Annotated in this window: 17 protein-coding genes; 12 read left to right on the top strand and 5 right to left on the bottom strand. The window is 46.6% G+C overall.

Going from position 1 to position 17,922, the window contains the following annotated elements:
* Positions 1 to 294: 294 nt before the first annotated feature.
* Entirely contained in the window at positions 295 to 897 is a 603-nt protein-coding gene (locus GOL65_RS06635; protein ID WP_130590696.1) for a peroxiredoxin C, read from the bottom strand.
* A gap of 230 nt (positions 898 to 1,127) precedes the next feature.
* The gene (locus GOL65_RS06630) at positions 1,128 to 1,709 is read right to left on the bottom strand and encodes an acyl carrier protein phosphodiesterase (protein WP_140919405.1); all 582 of its coding nucleotides are present in this window, start codon (positions 1,707 to 1,709) and stop codon (positions 1,128 to 1,130) included.
* A 178-nt stretch (positions 1,710 to 1,887) separates the two neighbouring features.
* On the opposite strand from GOL65_RS06630, the gene queA reads away from it, so the two are divergent.
* From queA to secF, 5 genes are read left to right on the top strand one after another with little or no spacing between them, the layout of a single operon-like run.
* The gene (gene queA / locus GOL65_RS06625) at positions 1,888 to 2,964 is read left to right on the top strand and encodes a tRNA preQ1(34) S-adenosylmethionine ribosyltransferase-isomerase QueA (RefSeq protein ID WP_140919404.1); all 1,077 of its coding nucleotides are present in this window, start codon (positions 1,888 to 1,890) and stop codon (positions 2,962 to 2,964) included.
* A gap of 48 nt (positions 2,965 to 3,012) precedes the next feature.
* The gene (gene tgt / locus GOL65_RS06620; protein ID WP_179038200.1) at positions 3,013 to 4,137 is read left to right on the top strand and encodes a tRNA guanosine(34) transglycosylase Tgt; all 1,125 of its coding nucleotides are present in this window, start codon (positions 3,013 to 3,015) and stop codon (positions 4,135 to 4,137) included.
* A gap of 40 nt (positions 4,138 to 4,177) precedes the next feature.
* The gene (yajC, locus tag GOL65_RS06615) at positions 4,178 to 4,510 is read left to right on the top strand and encodes a preprotein translocase subunit YajC (protein WP_130590699.1); all 333 of its coding nucleotides are present in this window, start codon (positions 4,178 to 4,180) and stop codon (positions 4,508 to 4,510) included.
* Between the two features lie 45 nt (positions 4,511 to 4,555).
* Entirely contained in the window at positions 4,556 to 6,406 is a 1,851-nt protein-coding gene (gene secD, locus GOL65_RS06610; protein WP_140919402.1) for a protein translocase subunit SecD, read from the top strand.
* A 10-nt stretch (positions 6,407 to 6,416) separates the two neighbouring features.
* On the top strand, positions 6,417 to 7,385 hold the full coding sequence (gene secF, locus GOL65_RS06605; RefSeq protein ID WP_140919401.1) for a protein translocase subunit SecF: 969 nt from the start codon (positions 6,417 to 6,419) through the stop codon (positions 7,383 to 7,385).
* A gap of 71 nt (positions 7,386 to 7,456) precedes the next feature.
* Here the strand turns inward: secF and bioD are convergent, their stop codons facing one another.
* Together bioD and bioB are read right to left on the bottom strand one after the other, a co-directional pair.
* Positions 7,457 to 8,143, bottom strand: a complete 687-nt coding sequence (gene bioD, locus GOL65_RS06600) for a dethiobiotin synthase (RefSeq protein WP_179038370.1) — start codon at positions 8,141 to 8,143, stop codon at positions 7,457 to 7,459.
* A 16-nt stretch (positions 8,144 to 8,159) separates the two neighbouring features.
* Positions 8,160 to 9,197: a biotin synthase BioB gene (gene bioB / locus GOL65_RS06595; protein WP_140919400.1), complete on the bottom strand. Its 1,038-nt coding sequence runs from the start codon at positions 9,195 to 9,197 to the stop codon at positions 8,160 to 8,162.
* 85 nt (positions 9,198 to 9,282) lie between these two features.
* On the opposite strand from bioB, the gene bioA reads away from it, so the two are divergent.
* The 7 genes from bioA (at position 9,283) to thiL (ending at position 15,327) form a co-directional block, all read left to right on the top strand.
* On the top strand, positions 9,283 to 10,569 hold the full coding sequence (gene bioA / locus GOL65_RS06590) for an adenosylmethionine--8-amino-7-oxononanoate transaminase (RefSeq protein WP_140919399.1): 1,287 nt from the start codon (positions 9,283 to 9,285) through the stop codon (positions 10,567 to 10,569).
* Positions 10,570 to 10,594: 25 nt separating this feature from the next.
* Positions 10,595 to 11,464, top strand: a complete 870-nt coding sequence (locus tag GOL65_RS06585) for a DMT family transporter (RefSeq protein ID WP_140919398.1) — start codon at positions 10,595 to 10,597, stop codon at positions 11,462 to 11,464.
* A gap of 174 nt (positions 11,465 to 11,638) precedes the next feature.
* Positions 11,639 to 12,088, top strand: a complete 450-nt coding sequence (gene nrdR, locus GOL65_RS06580) for a transcriptional regulator NrdR (RefSeq protein WP_130590706.1) — start codon at positions 11,639 to 11,641, stop codon at positions 12,086 to 12,088.
* A 7-nt stretch (positions 12,089 to 12,095) separates the two neighbouring features.
* Complete coding sequence (ribD, locus tag GOL65_RS06575) at positions 12,096 to 13,205, top strand: bifunctional diaminohydroxyphosphoribosylaminopyrimidine deaminase/5-amino-6-(5-phosphoribosylamino)uracil reductase RibD (protein ID WP_140919397.1); 1,110 nt, start codon at positions 12,096 to 12,098, stop codon at positions 13,203 to 13,205.
* 110 nt (positions 13,206 to 13,315) lie between these two features.
* Positions 13,316 to 13,786, top strand: coding sequence for a 6,7-dimethyl-8-ribityllumazine synthase (ribH, locus tag GOL65_RS06570; protein WP_130590708.1), 471 nt, complete (start codon positions 13,316 to 13,318; stop codon positions 13,784 to 13,786).
* 59 nt (positions 13,787 to 13,845) lie between these two features.
* Positions 13,846 to 14,271 carry a transcription antitermination factor NusB gene (gene nusB, locus GOL65_RS06565; protein ID WP_140919396.1) on the top strand — a complete coding sequence of 142 codons (426 nt, stop codon included), beginning with the start codon at positions 13,846 to 13,848 and terminating at the stop codon, positions 14,269 to 14,271.
* 84 nt (positions 14,272 to 14,355) lie between these two features.
* Positions 14,356 to 15,327, top strand: coding sequence for a thiamine-phosphate kinase (gene thiL, locus GOL65_RS06560; protein ID WP_140919395.1), 972 nt, complete (start codon positions 14,356 to 14,358; stop codon positions 15,325 to 15,327).
* A 701-nt stretch (positions 15,328 to 16,028) separates the two neighbouring features.
* On the opposite strand, the gene dxs is transcribed toward thiL, so the two are convergent.
* Entirely contained in the window at positions 16,029 to 17,894 is a 1,866-nt protein-coding gene (gene dxs / locus GOL65_RS06555; protein ID WP_140919394.1) for a 1-deoxy-D-xylulose-5-phosphate synthase, read from the bottom strand.
* Between the last annotated feature and the right edge of the window lie 28 nt (positions 17,895 to 17,922).

Below are 17,922 nucleotides of genomic sequence, written 5' to 3'. Positions count from 1 at the left end.
CACCGGCACAGAGCCGCTCCCGGCGTCGCTGTGCCTCGAGCAGCATCCATGCTGCTCGTGCTGGCCTCTCTCAGTCGTCAGCTGAATTCAAGTGCTCATAGTGAAGGGCAAAGACAAAAGCTAAGAACAAGGGCAAAGGTCAAAAGCAAAGGTCAAAAGCAAAGGTCAAAAGCAAAGGTCAAAAGCAAAGGTCAAAAGCTAAAAGCTAAAAACTAAAAACAATGGCTAACTAACGGCCAAAAAAAGAGCCGCATCGCGGCTCTTTTTAATATCAGAATCAGAACAAACAGCTAATTACAGCTTACCAGCGTTCTGAGACAGGAATTTAGCAACGCCATCCGGAGATGCGTTCATGCCTTCCTGACCTTTTTCCCACTGAGCTGGGCACACTTGACCGTGCTCTTCGTGGAATTGCAGTGCGTCAACCATACGGATCATTTCATCGATGTTACGGCCCAGTGGCAGGTCGTTAACTACCTGGTGACGAACAACACCGTTTTTGTCGATCAGGAAAGATGCACGTAAAGCAACGCCAGCATCCGGATGTTCGATGCCGTATGCTTGTTGAATTTCACGCTTAACGTCAGCAACCATTGCGTATTTAACTTCGCCGATGCCGCCGTTGTCTACTGGGGTTTTACGCCATGCGTTGTGTACGAACTCTGAATCGAAAGAAATACCAACAACTTCGATACCGCGTTTTTTGAATTCTTCATAACGGTGGTCGAAAGCGATCAGTTCAGAAGGACATACGAAAGTAAAGTCCATTGGCCAGAAGAACAGCACAGCTGCTTTGCCATTCAGATGATTCTTCAGATTGAAGTTTTCAACGATTTCGCCGTTACCAAGAACAGCTGCAGCAGTAAAATCAGGGGCTTGGCGAGTAACCAGAACCATAATAACTCTCCTGTCAATTAGGTTGATAAATAAGGGAATAAATTTTGTGTGCCAGTATAGGCAGTAAGGTATCGATCGCAAAGCATATCAGACCGATTGTTGAGATAGCTTCCGCCTATGGTTTAATCAGGGCACTTATTACAGATGGTAAACATAACCATAACATCATACCCTGTAAAGCGGCTATACGGTAATTTACTTTAGCTTTGTTAGCTAACTAAATGAAAGTGCTATAATTGTTTTGCTTTTGCCTGCGCCATCATCAGTGGATAGAAGCGCAAAAATGTCTCTTCTAATGGGTGATAATGTTGCTGAATATCCTCGATACAATAGCTTAGCGCCTCCAGTCGTGGGCGGCGAATGGCCATATTATGCAAGGTATCAGCAATGAATGGTAATTCAGCGTAGCGTTCCAGCCAGCGATCTCGCCAGATATACTGATTGATATGTTGAAACCCCGGGGGCGTTTCTGATAAATGGGGAACAATATTGTTTTTTGCCAGAGCAACAAAATTTGCCAGCGGCATGGTGCCATTAAGTTGTTCCCAATGTCGGGCCAGGAAGTGATCCCAGAGTACATCTAATGCAATAGGTGCCACCCGATAGTGAGGTTGGCTAAACAGGCGACGCGCTTCTCTTACCGGTTCAAGGTTATCGGTAAGCTTATCGATACGTCGATGCAACATGATGCCGTTAACCACTTCCGGAGCATATTCTCCGTCAGGGTTACCGCGTACAAAATCTGCCAGCAGATTTCCTAACAGGGAACTGTCAGCCAGCGAGGCTAAATGGAGGTGAGCGAGAAAATTCATGGGCTAATTATAGTGTAATCTGACATCACTGGTATGCTTTATTATTAAGATTAATATTCCGGCGATGCGAAGTATGTCGATTATTGCTGGTTTTCTTATACTTTTATTGCCTTATAGGTTGCAGCCTTATCCGACTGGCTCTAGACTAAGCCGCTTGTTTTTTGAGATTAGAAAACCTATGCGCGTTACTGATTTTTCATTTGAACTTCCTGAATCCTTAATTGCTCGCTACCCTCAGGCGGAACGCAGCGCTTGTCGTATGCTTTCTCTTGAAGGTATCAGTGGCACACTTTCTGATGACACATTTACTGATGTGCTGAATAAGCTGAATCCGGGTGATTTGCTGATATTTAATAATACCAGGGTGATTCCGGCTCGGCTGTTTGGCAAAAAAGCCAGCGGTGGAAAGATTGAGGTTCTGGTTGAGCGAGTGCTGGACGACAGAAGAGTTCTGGCTCACGTTCGCGCTTCTAAAGCGCCAAAACCGGGAGCAGAACTACTATTGGGAGATGATGAATCTATTCCAGCTATTATGGCAGCCCGCCACGATGCGCTGTTTGAACTTCATTTTACCGATGGCCGCGATGTTTTGACGATTCTTAACGCTGCCGGGCATATGCCATTACCCCCTTATATTGACAGGCCAGATGAAGAGGCTGACCGTGAGCTTTATCAAACGGTTTACAGCCAGCGCCCTGGCGCAGTTGCGGCTCCAACGGCAGGTTTACACTTTGATCAGCCGCTATTGGAAGCATTGCGTGCCAAAGGGATTAATATGGAATTCGTCACTCTGCATGTAGGAGCCGGAACATTCCAGCCAGTGCGGGTTGATGATATTAAACAGCATATAATGCATGCTGAGTATGCAGAAGTTCCACAGCAGGTAGTTGATGCCGTATTAGCCTGTAAGGCCCGGGGTAATAAAGTGATTGCCGTGGGAACCACATCAGTTAGGTCGTTGGAAAGCGCAGCTCAGGCAGCCAAACAAGATTTAATTGAGCCATTCTTTGGCGATACCAGCATCTTTATTTATCCTGGCTATCAGTTCCGGGTTATTGATACCTTGATTACTAATTTTCACCTGCCTGAATCAACGCTAATCATGCTGGTATCGGCATTTGCCGGTTATAGCAATACCATGCGGGCATATCAGCAGGCGGTCGAGAAGCAATACCGTTTCTTTAGCTATGGGGATGCCATGTTCATCACCCGTAATCCGGAAGCGATTAATGAAATCCCTGGTGGGAAATCGTAATTAACAAAAACAAGCTCCAGACTGTTTATCTGGTGGCGGAGGTTTTACGTGAAGTTTGAATTACAAACAAAAGATGGTCGCGCCAGACGTGGTCGTTTAGTTTTTGAACGTGGCACGGTGGAGACACCGGCGTTTATGCCAGTAGGTACCTACGGTACGGTGAAGGGCATGACACCAGAAGAGGTGAAAGACACTGGTGCTCAAATCATTCTGGGCAATACCTTTCATTTATGGTTACGCCCTGGTCAGGAGATCATGCGCAAGCATGGCGATCTGCACGACTTTATGCAGTGGCACGGTCCTATTCTGACTGATTCCGGTGGTTTTCAGGTGTTTAGCCTGGGAGATATCCGTAAAATCACCGAGGAAGGGGTGCATTTTCGCAATCCGATAAATAGTGATTCGATATTCCTCAGCCCGGAAAAATCGATGGAAATTCAATACGATCTCGGATCTGATATCGTCATGATCTTTGATGAGTGTACACCATACCCGGCTGACTGGGATTATGCTAAACGTTCAATGGAGATGTCCCTACGCTGGGCGAAACGTAGCCGTCAACGCTTTGATGAACTGAATAATAAAAATGCGCTGTTTGGCATCATTCAGGGCAGTGTTTACGAAGATTTACGTGACGTTTCTGTAAAAGGGCTGGTAGAGATTGGGTTTGACGGTTACGCTGTCGGCGGTTTGGCCGTAGGTGAGCCCAAAGAGGATATGCATCGGATTTTAGAGCATGTTTGTCCTCAAATTCCGGAAGATAAACCTCGCTATTTGATGGGGGTTGGTAAACCGGAAGATCTGGTGGAGGGAGTTCGCCGGGGCATCGATATGTTTGATTGTGTGATGCCAACGCGCAATGCGCGTAATGGACATTTGTTTGTTACGGATGGAGTGGTTAAAATCCGTAATGCAAAACATAAAGATGATACATCTACGCTTGATGAGCACTGTGACTGTTATACCTGTCGCCATTACAGTCGGGCGTATCTGCATCATCTTGATCGCTGTAATGAAATATTAGGTGCACGGTTAAATACCATTCATAACCTGAGATACTACCAGCGTTTAATGGCGGGTTTGCGTGAGGCCATTGAGCAAGGTACATTAGAGCGCTTTGTGACTGATTTTTATGAGCGGATTGGTAAAGCTGTTCCGCCATTAGCTAAATAATTCATATATTCATCAACATAACAACAGAGGAATCTCATTAATGAGTCTTTTTATTTCTGACGCAGTGGCAGCAGCCGGTGCACCAGCTCAAGGCAGCCCATATTCTTTAGTTATCATGCTGGTAGTTTTCGGTTTGATCTTCTATTTTATGATCCTGCGCCCACAGCAGAAGCGTGCTAAAGATCATAAGAACCTGATGAGTTCCATTACTAAAGGTGATGAAGTTTTAACCACCGGTGGATTAGTAGGTCGCGTATCTAAAGTTTCTGATACTGGCTACATCGTTATTGCTCTGAATGATACAACTGAAGTAACCATCAAACGTGACTTCGTTGCGGCTGTATTGCCTAAAGGCACAATGAAAGCGCTCTAATTTGAGCGCTATACTTTTTGATTTTCCCGAAGGGAAACTACTATTGTGTTAAACCGTTATCCTTTATGGAAGTATCTGATGCTGGTCTTCGTGATCGGCATCGGTTTGCTTTATGCACTTCCTAACATTTATGGTGAGGATCCGGCGATTCAGATTACTGGGGTGCGCGGTGGCACCGCCAGTACTGCTACGTTGGGTCAGGTAGAAGATGCTCTGAAGCAACAGAATATTGTTATCAAATCGGCAGCTCTGGAAGAGAATGGCTCTTTACTGGTACGGTTTGATAATACTGATGTTCAACTGCGGGCTCGGGAAATTCTGGCAGAGTCGCTGGGAAATCAGTTTGTTATTGCATTAAACCTTGCTCCAGCTACGCCAGCCTGGCTACAGACAATTGGTGCAGAGCCAATGAAACTGGGCCTCGACCTGCGCGGTGGTGTGCACTTCCTGATGGAAGTGGATATGGATACCGCGATGTCCAAACTGCAAGAGCAAACGCAAGATTCTATTGAAAGTGAACTTCATACTGAAGGCATTGCTTATTCTGAAATAGTGAAAAGTAGCAACTTCGGCGTTGAAGCTCGTTTCCCTGATGCAGATACGCGTACTAAGGCTATTGATTTTCTGACGCCTCGTCATCGCGATCTGATTATCACTCCAGGCTCTAATAACAGCTTTACGACCCAAATGACTGCGGAACGTTTGAGCGAAGCGCGTGAATATGCGGTTCAGCAAAACGTTAACATCCTGCGTAACCGGGTAAACCAGTTAGGGGTTGCTGAGCCAGTGGTTCAGCGTCAGGGAGCTGACCGTATTGTGGTTGAATTACCGGGTATTCAGGATACTGCTCGTGCTAAAGAGATTTTAGGTGCGACAGCAACGCTTGAGTTCCGTCTGGTAAATACCAGCATTGATGCCGCTTCAGTATTACGCGGTCGCGACCGTAGTAAATCTGAAGTTAAGTACCGCCGTGATAACTCCCCAGTGGTGTTATATAAAAAGGTGGTTCTGACTGGCGATCATATTACCGATTCTACTTCCAGCAGCGATGAGTATGGTCGCCCACAGGTGAACATTTCTCTGGACAGCGCTGGTGGTAATATCATGTCTAACTTTACTAAAGACAGCATTGGCAAGAATATGGCCACGGTGTTTGTAGAGTATAAAGACAGCGGTAAAAAAGATGCCAACGGTAGATCTATTCTTGAAAAACAAGAAGAAGTGATTAACGTTGCGACCATTCAGTCTCGTTTGGGTAACAGCTTCCGTATTACCGGTATTGATAATGCCGCTGAAGCTCGTCAGCTCTCACTGTTACTGCGTGCTGGTGCACTGATAGCGCCAATTCAAATTGTTGAAGAGCGTACTATTGGTCCGTCAATGGGTCAGCAAAATATTACTCAGGGTCTGGAAGCTTGTTTCTGGGGTCTGATGGTATCGGTAATTTTTATGCTGCTGGTGTATCGCGTATTTGGCCTGATGGCCAGTGCTGCACTGGTGGTTAACGTTATTCTTATTGTTGGTACCATGTCGCTGTTGCCGGGGGCAACGCTAAGTATGCCGGGCATTGCCGGTATTGTACTAACGGTAGGTATGGCGGTTGATGCTAACGTACTGATTAACGAGCGAATAAAAGAAGAGCTGAAAAATGGACGTAGTGTCCAACAGGCGATTCATGAAGGGTATAAGGGCGCATTTAGCAGTATTTTGGATGCCAACCTGACTACGCTGATTACCGCCGCGATTTTGTACGCTGTAGGTACCGGTTCGATTAAAGGCTTTGCCATCACGCTGTCTATTGGCGTCTTGACTTCCATGTTCACTGCGATTGTAGGTACGCGCGCCATTGTTAACCTGGCGTACGGCGGCAAGCGCATTACCAAGCTGTCTATTTAAGGAGTCTGTTGTGGCAGAGGAATATAAAGTAGAGCAGCTTAACCACGGTCGGAGAGTCTATGACTTTCTGCGCGTGGGTAATATCGCTTTCGTTATTTCTATGATTCTTGTGGTTGCATCATTTGTCATCATGGGCATGAAAGGGTTTAACTGGGGTTTGGACTTCACCGGTGGTACCGTGATTGAAGTTAAATTAACCCATCCGATAGACCTGGAAAAAGTGCGTGCTGACCTGAATGCACAGGGCTTTAAGGACCCAATTGTTCAAAACTTTGGTAGTAGCCGTGACGTTATGATCCGTATGGCACCTATTGAAGGTATGAACAGTGAAGTTCTGAGCGGCAAGATTCTGGATATCGTTCACAGCAACGCCGATGAAGGTGCGGAAGTTAAACGTATCGAGTTCGTTGGACCAAGCGTTGGTGCCGAATTGGCTCAATCCGGTCTGATGGCGATTATTGTTTGTTTGCTCTGTATCCTTATCTATGTTGGTTTTCGTTTTGAATGGCGCCTGGCTGCAGGTGCAGTATTTGCACTGGCGCATGACGTGGTGATTACCTTAGGTATCATTTCGTTATTCCAGCGTGAAGTGGACCTGACTATCGTTGCAGCAATGCTGTCGATCATCGGTTACTCACTGAACGATACCATCGTAGTATTTGACCGGATGCGTGAGAACTTCCGTAAGATTCGTCGTGGTACACCTTATGAAATCATGAACGTCTCCCTGACTCAGACGCTGAGCCGGACGTTAATGACATCAGGTACTACCTTACTGGCGGTTCTGTGTCTGTTGTTCTTTGGTGGTGAGATGTTGAAAGGCTTCTCTGAATCACTGGCTATTGGTATTTTGCTGGGTACGGCATCATCCATCTGGGTAGCGGCTTATATGGCGCTGAAGATGGGCGTGAAGCGTGAACACATGCTACCAACCAAAGTGGAAAAAGAGGGCGCCGATCAGCCTTCAATGCTGCCTTAATTAATACGATTATTGAACAGAAAAACCCTCATAGTGATATGAGGGTTTTTTATTGCCCTGGATTTTGGTTTTTATTCAGACAGCAGTCGCGAGCTGTCAACATATTGCTCTAATGACTTTATTGACGAAAGGTTTGGTAAATAGGGAATTTCTCCCAGCAGTGGGGCGGCAATTCGTTTTTTTAGCGTTGTCATATAATCATCATAGTGAAGATAGTCTGGCTGTACGCTATTGGCTATCCAACCGCTAAAATGAACTCCTGCACTTGCCAGAGCCTGTTGAGTTAATAATGCATGGTTTATACAGCCAAGTTTGATTCCCACCACCATCACCACGGGTAGCTGCTCGGCGATAACCCAGTCAGACAGAGAATATTGCTCATCAACAGGAGTAAACCATCCTCCAGCTCCCTCAACAATCACCACTTCATTTTGCTGCTGTAAGCTGGCTAACCCTGATGATAGCTGAGATGGTTGTATAGGCTGCGATACTAAGCGGCTGGCTATATGCGGTGATGTTGGGTGAAGAAATGTGACCGGATTGACTTGATGGTAGTCTAATTTCTTTGATGAATATTGCTGCAAAATCAGGGCATCCTGATTGCGTAATCCATCTTCTGTTAGCTGACTGCCAGAGGCTACAGGTTTGTAACCTGCAACCTGATAGTGACGGGCTGAAAATGATTGTAGTAAAGCTCTGGTGGCAACCGTTTTTCCGGCATCGGTATCGGTACCAGTAATAAACCAGGTGTGATTTATAACATTCTCGAAGGTATCAGGGTGCGGCATTGTAATAATGCTCGGTGTCTGGTTCATGTAACTGCTTAGCGATACGTACTAACTGCTCGCTGTAGGTTTGTTGTATTTGCTGTTTTTCAGGATTTAGCCCCAGCTTGTTGAACAGTTTCAGATCGCTGTTTTGTTCCGGATTGGGTGTGGTGAGTAATTTGCAACCATAGAAAATAGAGTTAGCGCCTGCCATAAAGCACATAGCCTGAGTTTGTTCATTCATTTGTTCCCGACCAGCGGACAGACGGACATAAGAACGCGGCATCATAATGCGGGCAATGGCGATGGTGCGAATAAACTCAAAAGGGTCTATATCAGGAAGATTATCCAGCGGTGTACCAGCCACCTTAACCAGCATGTTAATTGGAACACTCTCCGGTGGTTCGGGCATATTCGCCAACTGGCGTAGTAAACCGGCTCTGTCGGTTACCGATTCTCCCAATCCCAGAATACCGCCTGAGCAGACTTTAATACCTGCCTGACGTACATAATCCAACGTATTAAGCCGTTCCTGATAACTGCGAGTGGTAATAATCTTGTCATAGTATTCTGGCGAGGTGTCCAGATTGTGATTGTAATAATCCAGTCCGGCATGTTTTAGCCTTTCAGCCTGAGAAGGGGTAAGTGAGCCTAAGGTCATACAACTTTCCATGCCCAGTGCTTTCACACCACGAATCATCTGTTCCAGATAGGGGAGATCGCGCTCATGCGGATTTTTCCATGCAGCTCCCATACAAAAGCGTCCGGAACCTGCGGCTTTTGCCTGACGAGCCGACTCCAGTACTTGGTCTACAGCCATTAATGCTTCTGAGGCCAGACCGGTTTTATAGCGGGCACTTTGCGGGCAGTATTTACAGTCTTCAGGGCAGTTACCGGTTTTGATAGACAGTAGCGTACTGACCTGAATTTGCCGGGGATCGAAGTGTTCACGATGCACTTGCTGTGCGGTGAAAAGTAACTCCAGTAGCGGTGTATCAAAAAGCGTCTGGGTTTGTGCTGCACTCCAGCGTTCAGTCTGGTTCATAAGAGATCCGATCAATAATCTGTTGGTTTTGAAAAACTTTAATTGTAAACTAATTTTATGTCAATTTAGTTTACGGTTGTTTTTTATGTTTTCAGATATTGAATTTGACCAACGCCATATCTGGCACCCCTATACTTCGATGATTCAGCCATTGCCCTGTTATCCGGTGAGTTCTGCTCAGGACGTTTCACTCTATTTACAAGATGGCACCGAGTTGGTTGATGGTATGTCATCCTGGTGGGCAGCAATTCATGGTTATAACCATCCCAAATTAAATCAGGCAGCCAGCCAACAGTTAACCAAAATGGCACATGTGATGTTCGGTGGTATTACTCATCAACCTGCGACTGAACTGTGTCGTCGTTTGATTGAGATAACCGAACCTGAGTTGGAAACCGTTTTTCTGGCAGATTCCGGTTCCGTTGCTGTTGAAGTTGCAATGAAGATGGCACTGCAATACTGGCAGAGCAAAGGAGAGCGAAGACACCAGTTCCTGGCTTTACGTCATGGTTATCACGGTGACACCTTTGGAGCCATGTCAGTTTGCGACCCACAAAATTCGATGCATAGTCTGTATCAAGGTTTTTTGCCGCAAAATTTGTTTGCCGATGGTATGGATATCCCCTTCTCCGGCGAATGGCAGGAAGGGGCAATGGAGCACTTTTCTCGTTTGATGGAACAGCATCAACAAGAAATTGCCGCCGTTATTCTGGAGCCTATCGTTCAGGGTGCTGGAGGAATGCGTTTTTATCATCCCGAATATCTCAAAGGTATACGCCGGCTCTGCGATAAATATCAAATTCTGATGATTACCGATGAAATTGCTACTGGCTTTGGGCGAACCGGCAAACTGTTTGCCTGCCAGCATGCGGGTATTTCACCGGATATCCAATGTGTAGGGAAGGCGCTAACCGGGGGATATATGACGCTTTCTGCGGTTATGACTACCCGTAATGTAGCTAATGTTATTAGCCAGGGGGAAGCCGGATGTTTTATGCATGGTCCGACATTTATGGCCAATCCACTCGCCTGTGCGGTTGCCTGTGCCAGTTTAGATTTACTGGCTGAAAATCACTGGCAGTCTCAGGTAGCGCAAATCGCTGATGCTTTAGAACAAGGATTACGTCCGCTGGAGGATTCTCCTTATGTACATCAGGTGAGAGTACTGGGGGCGATTGGCGTTGTTGAAGTGGTTAAACCGATCAATATGGCCAGCCTGCAAAAATTCTTTGTTGCCAGGGGAGTATGGATTCGTCCGTTTGGCAAACTTATCTACTTAATGCCGCCCTATATTATTCAGCCCGCACAGTTATCGCTGTTAATCGATGCTATCCGCCATGCGGTATCACGGCCTGACATTCTTTTTGGTTAATTCTTCAATTCATTCCGGAGTGGTCATGCCGTTTTTAATTATTACTACTGTTATCTGGTCGTTTTCTTTTAGCCTGATTGGCGTCTATCTGGCAGGGCAAGTCGATCCCTGGTTCTCTATTTTGATGCGAGTTGGTTTAGCGACGTTATTGTTTGTACCGTTCATGCGTTTTAAGGGGACAAGCTTAAAAGCCGGTGTGGCTTTTATGACGGCAGGTGCCTGTCAGTTAGGAATTATGTATCTGTTTTACTATCAGTCATTTCTCTATTTAACCGTACCGGAAGTTTTGCTGTTTGGCATTACCATGCCGATTTATGTCACGCTGATTTATGATTTGTTGAAAGGACAGTCACTGCGTTTGGGCTACCTGTTTAGTGCTTTACTGGCGGTGCTGGGAGCTGGCGTAATTAACTTTAGTCATCCCAGAGAGGATTTCTGGTTTGGTATGTTAATTATCCAAATTGCTAACTTTTTCTTTGCGTTAGGGCAGGTTGGCTATAAGCGTGCGATGGAGCTTTATCCAATGCCTTCACGACAGAGTAGTGCATTGTTTTATTTAGGGGCGCTATGTGTAGCCATTGTGGCATGGCTATTATTAGGTAATGTCGAACAATTACCAACCACTTCAGTGCAGTGGGGAATATTGGTCTGGCTGGGATTAGGTGCTTCTGGTATGGGATACTTTATGTGGAACTATGGTGCCGGAAAAGTGGATGCCGGAACGCTGGCAATTATGAATAACGCCATGATACCCGTTGGCCTGATGGTGAATTTTCTTATCTGGCAAGAACAACCTGAATGGGGAAAAACGCTGTCGGGAGGGGCTATTATGTTGCTGTCATTATGGTTCCATAAGCGCTGGGTAGTTATTGAAGATAAAATGGTGAAAGCCTGAATATTTGGCAATCCACTTCTTTAAAATAAGATTACTGATATATTCCACTGGTATTGATTATCATTAATTATCTGCTTTCTGGGCCTCAGCTATATCACTATTTAGCTGGGGCGTTTAAAATGGTAGATCAATATATGAGTATGCTTTTCCCCGGAAATATTTTCAGGAGATGTTATGCATTGCCCCTTTTGTGCAGCTGTTGATACCAAAGTCATTGATTCGCGTCTGGTCGGCGATGGCTCTCAGGTACGCCGCCGCCGCCAATGTTTAGTTTGCCATGAGCGCTTTACTACGTTTGAAGTGGCAGAACTGGTAATGCCACGAGTAATTAAAAGCAATGAAATTCGCGAGCCTTTTGATGAAGAAAAATTACGTCGGGGCATGTTAAAGGCGTTGGAGAAACGACCGGTTAATTCTGACGATATTGAAATGGCCATCAGTCATATTAAATCCCAATTACGCGCTACTGGTGAACGCGAAGTTCTGGCATCTCTGGTGGGTAACCTGGTGATGGATGCTTTGAAAAAATTGGATAAGGTTGCCTATATTCGTTTTGCTTCGGTTTACCGTAGCTTTGAAGATATTCGAGAGTTTGGTGAAGAGATCGCCAAACTACAGGACTGATTGCCCTATGCAGAATGACGCAAAGTATATGGCGCGAGCGCTTGAGCTGGCCTGGCAAGGGCGTTTTACGACTACGCCTAATCCTAACGTTGGCTGTGTGCTGGTGCGTGATGGAGAAATCGTTGGCGAGGGATACCATCATAAAGCAGGTGAGCCCCATGCTGAAGTTCATGCCTTAAGCATGGCGGGAGAAAAAGCTCGGGGAGCAACGGCTTATGTTACGCTGGAACCATGCAGTCATCATGGGCGTACGCCTCCCTGTGCCGATGCACTGGTTAATACCGGTGTTAAGCGGGTAGTTGCTGCGATGCAGGATCCTAATCCTGAAGTAGCAGGGCGCGGCCTGTATCGCTTACAGCAGGCAGGAATTGAAGTTGAACATGGCGTAATGATGGCAGAAGCCGAAGCCGTTAATCGCGGTTTCTTTAAACGTATGCGTACCGGTTTTCCTTATCTTCAGCTTAAGCTGGCAGCTTCACTGGATGGCAAAACAGCCATGGCCTCTGGTGAAAGCCAGTGGATCACTTCGGTAGATTCCCGTCGCGATGTTCAACAGTTCAGAGCTCAGAGTTCGGCTATTTTGAGCACCAGTGCTACGGTGCTGGCGGATAACCCGGCGTTAAATGTTCGTTGGGAAGAGCTGGACCGTCAAACCCACGATATATATCCTAAAAGTTTACTGCGTCAGCCTGTAAGAGTGATTCTTGACAGCCAGAATCGTTTAACGCCAGATCTCAAATTATTTTCACTAGCGGGAGATATCTGGTTAGTACGCACCCATAAAGGTGAAGAGGCCTGGCCTGATAATGTTGAACAGCTTATTGTTCCGGCTTATCAGAGGGGAATCGATCTGGTTGTGTTGATGATGCAGCTGGGACGCCGTCAGATAAATACTATCTGGACTGAAGCCGGGCCAACCATTGCCGGTGCCTTATTACAGGCAGGCCTGGTGGATGAATTGGTATTGTACCTGGCCCCTAAATTATTGGGGGACGATGCTCGTGGGTTGTGTAAACTTCCCGGTCTTAGCCAACTGACACAGGCACCTGAGTTTAAAATACAGCATGTGCAACAGGTCGGTGAAGACTTACGTTTACGCCTTGCGCCTCGTAGTTAGTTGCAGTAATTGTGCGCGGATAGCAAATCCGCAGCGCCACAACTGAAAGAATATGATAGAATCCGCCCCCTTGTCGGGTTATTGAATCAAGAAACCAAGGATATACTTTTATGAACGTTATCGAAGGTATTGTTGCAGCACCACAAGCCCGTGTTGCCATTGCTATTGCTCGTTTTAACAATTTTATTAATGATAGCCTGCTGGAAGGGGCTATTGATGCATTAAAACGTATTGGTCAGGTTTCTGATTCAAATATCACTGTAGTTTGGGTACCGGGTGCTTATGAATTGCCTTTAGCCGTTCGCACACTGGCTGATACCGGTCGTTATGATGCGGTTATCGCGTTGGGTACCGTTATTCGCGGTGGTACTGCACACTTTGAGTATGTTGCCGGTGAATGTAGCTCTGGTTTATCCAGCGTTGCCATGGAGAGCCAAATCCCGGTTTCCTTCGGCGTACTGACAACAGAAAATATTGAACAGGCTATCGAACGTGCCGGGACCAAAGCCGGTAACAAAGGTGCCGAAGCGGCAATGACCGCACTGGAAATGATTAATGTAATTAAGGCGATCAAAGCGTAAGTTTGGGTAACACCTGACTATAAACATTGATTGTCCGACTAAGATTTGAGGGAAACCCTGTGAAACCTGCAGCTCGTCGCCGCGCCCGCGAGTGCGCCGTTCAGGCGTTATACTCCTGGCAATTATCCAAAAATGATATTGCCGATGTTGAATTACAATTTCTGACGGAACAGGATGTTAAAGATGTTGATTTAACTTACTTCCGTGAGCTGTTTTCCGGCGCGGCCACCCATGCGGGTGAACTGGATAAATTGATGGCACCTTATCTGTCCCGTACTCTGGATGAGCTGGGCCAAATTGAGAGAGCCATTTTACGTGTTGCTGTTTACGAATTGAGCAAACGTGAAGATGTCCCTTATAAAGTGGTTATCAATGAGGCTATTGAGTTAGCTAAAATCTTTGGTGCTGAAGACAGCCATAAATTTGTTAATGGTGTGCTGGATAAAGTGGTTCCTCGTTTGCGTGTACGTAACGCCAAGCAATGAGTTATATCCTGATTCACCATTAAGAGTTCTGATAAGGCCGGCAATGCCGGCCTTATTGTTAAGTTCGACTGGAGTACCGCTACTATGTCGTGCAGTGAATTTGACGTTATTGCCCGCTATTTCAATCGGCAAAGTACCATTCGTAAAGACGTATTACTGGGTATTGGTGATGACTGTGCTTTACTGGTTCCTTCACAAAAACAATATCTGGCTATTAGTACCGACACTCTGGTGTCCGGCATCCATTTTCTTCCTGATATCGACCCTGCTGATTTAGGCTACAAGTGTCTGGCGGTTAACTTAAGCGATCTGGCTGCAATGGGAGCCGATCCTGCCTGGGTTTCTCTGGCATTAACTCTACCTGAAATCGATGAGCCTTGGTTAGCCAGCTTTAGTGAAAGCCTGTTTGGGTTGCTGGACTACTACGGAATGCAACTGATTGGTGGGGATACTACTAAAGGCCCACTCAGCCTGACATTAACCATAAACGGTTGGGTACCTGTTGATAAACAACTAACCCGCGGCGGCGCTAAAGCAGGGCACTGGATCTACGTGACCGGCTGGCCCGGTGATAGCGCAGCTGGTCTGGCTATTTTGCAGGGTAAGCTCAAAGTAGAAAATCAGGAACAGCGAAACTATCTGATAAAACGCCACCTCCGCCCACAGCCACGTATTTTAATGGGGCAGGGTATGCGCCAACTGGCAACAGCGGCTATTGATATTTCTGATGGCCTGTTACCGGACTTAGGACATATCCTGAAAGCCAGCGGTTGTGGCGCCAGAATCCATCTCGATCGCTTAGTCTTTTCATCGGCATTGACGGATAATTGCAGCCGCGAACAGGCAATTCGTTGGGCATTGACCGGTGGTGAAGACTATGAACTCTGTTTCACCGTACCGGAAGACAACCGGGGCGCTCTGGATACCGCACTTTCTGGTTTAGGTATTCCTTATAACTGTATTGGGCAGATTACTGCTAATGGTGGATTGCAGTTGTTGGATGGGAATCAGGCGGTGGAGTTTGAGGGGAGTGGGTATGATCACTTTGGTGAGTAGTATTGAGATTTAAGTAGGTTTCGTCCGCAAATGATGTAGTGTCTTGCTTGACTAATGTGCGGCGGCCGAGCAAGAGGCGTTAAGGCGAACGCCTCCTGCACCTCCGCGCCTTCGCACACGAATCCAGGTCGCTACGCGACTGCCCTCCGCCTTCATTCGGGCTTACGCACCGGCGCAGAGCCGCTCCAGACGTCGCTGCGCCTCGACCAGCATCCCTGCTGGTCGTGCTACCCTCATTCAGTTGTCGGCTGAATTCCAGTGCTCTTAAAAGTCAAAAGATGAAGGTCAAAATATTGGTTAGCATTCTGGAGCATTGCCCCTGAATATGGGTTTTGGTTTTGGTTTTGGTTTTGGTTTTGGTTTTGGTTTTGGTTTTGGTTTTGAGTTTTTTAGCCGAATTCAATCGGAGGGAGAGATTTCCGTTGGGGTCGACTTGGCGTAAGCCAACGAAGTGCCCCTAGGGAATCTAGGCCCGACGCACGCCGGATTTAAGTACAAATTGTCTTCCGGCCGAGCACCATATTTATATGAGTAATATGGTTTTTACGGCCGGAATATTCTCGATAGCCTATTTGATGAAAAATATCAGTAATAGCTAAGATAAACGGGTCTTCCGGCCGAGCACAGCGATTATATAATCACATAGCCATTACGGCCGGAATACCCTCAGAAGCCGATTTGCAAAACAATTAGCCAAACTACTATTTGCTACACCATTCTTGATACTGCGCAACAATCCCATCGGCATCCAACCCCAATCCCGCCCGAACCTCTTCCTGCCCACCCTGAGCAATAAACTCATCTGGCAATCCAAGATTCAATACCGGAACGGTCTTACGATGTGCCATCAGCAGTTCATTTACGCCGCTACCAGCACCGCCCATAATGGCGTTCTCTTCCAGTGTAATCAGTGCATCATGAGATTCTGCAAGCTCAAGAATCAATGATTCATCCAGAGGCTTCACGAAACGCATATCCACAACGGTAGCATTTAATTGCTCGGCGGCCTGTAATGCGTCGGGCAATAAAGTACCAAAGTTAAGAATTGCTACTTTTTCACCGTTACGACGAACTTTAGCTTTGCCCATCGCCAACATAGCAAGCGGTTCCAGCTCAACGCCAATACCATTACCTCGTGGGTAACGCACTGCAACCGGACCATCCTGATAGTGATAACCGGTATACAGCATTTGACGACATTCGTTTTCATCGCTTGGGGTCATCACCACCATCTCAGGAATACAGCGTAAATAGCTGAGATCAAAAGCGCCCTGATGGGTTGGTCCATCGGCTCCGACAATGCCGCCGCGATCGATAGCGAACATCACCGGTAGCTTCTGGATAGCCACATCGTGAATGACCTGATCGTACGCCCGCTGCAGGAAAGTCGAGTAAATTGCTACAACAGGATTGTATCCACCAATAGCCAGCCCGGCAGCAAAAGTAACCGCATGCTGCTCTGCTATAGCAACGTCAAAATATTGATCCGGATATTCGCGGGAAAAACGTACCATACCTGAACCTTCACGCATGGCGGGAGTAACTGCCATTAGCTTTTTATCATTAGCCGCTGTTTCACACAGCCAGTCACCAAACACGCTTGAATAACTTGGGTGAGCGCTACCACCTTTTTGCTGAGTGCCGGTTGCCGGATCAAACTTCGGTACACCGTGCCAGCCAATAGGATCTTTTTCCGCTGGTGCATAGCCTTTACCTTTTTTGGTCATAATATGCAGTAATTGAGGCCCTTTCAGGTTACGCATATTTTTCAGGGTTTGGACCAGCGCCTGCACATCGTGTCCGTCAACCGGACCAATATAATTAAAACCGAACTCTTCAAACAGCGTACCCGGTACCACCATGCCTTTCAGGTGCTCTTCGGTGCGTTTGACTAATTCTTTGATTGGCGGTAAGCCAGACAGCACCATTTTTCCGCTTTCACGTAAGGTGGAGTAGAGCTTGCCGGAGAGAATTTGCGCTAAATGATTATTCAGGGCACCTACGTTTTCTGAAATCGACATTTCATTGTCATTCAGAATAACCAGCATATCAGGTTTGACATCACCGGCGTGGTTCATGGCTTCAAACGCCATACCAGCGGTAATAGCACCATCACCGATAACGCAGGCAACGTGGCGACCTTTAGCTTCACGCTGGGCAGCAATAGCTAATCCCAGGCTGGCACTGATTGAAGTAGAAGAGTGGCCTACAGACAGCACATCATATTCACTCTCTTCGCGCCATGGAAAAGGGTGCAGTCCATCTTTTTGACGAATAGTTGGCATTTGATCGCGACGACCGGTCAGGATCTTATGGGGATAAGCCTGATGCCCTACATCCCAAACAATATGATCGAATGGGGTATTGTAGACGTAGTGTAACGCGACCGTCAGTTCCACAGTACCCAGACCTGAAGCCAGATGACCGCTGGAGCGACTGACGCTGTTCAACAGATATTCACGTAGCTCATCACAGAGCTTAGGTAGGTTATCTTTTGATATCAGGCGCAGGTCGTCGGGGCTATTTACTAACGCCAACAATGGATATCGATTTATATCAAGACTCATCCAAAACTCGTCTAAAATTATTTGCTTA

The organism is Limnobaculum xujianqingii (assembly GCF_013394855.1).
GTDB classification, from domain to species: domain Bacteria; phylum Pseudomonadota; class Gammaproteobacteria; order Enterobacterales; family Enterobacteriaceae; genus Limnobaculum; species Limnobaculum xujianqingii.
This window is presented reverse-complemented; position numbering and strand designations above follow the sequence as displayed.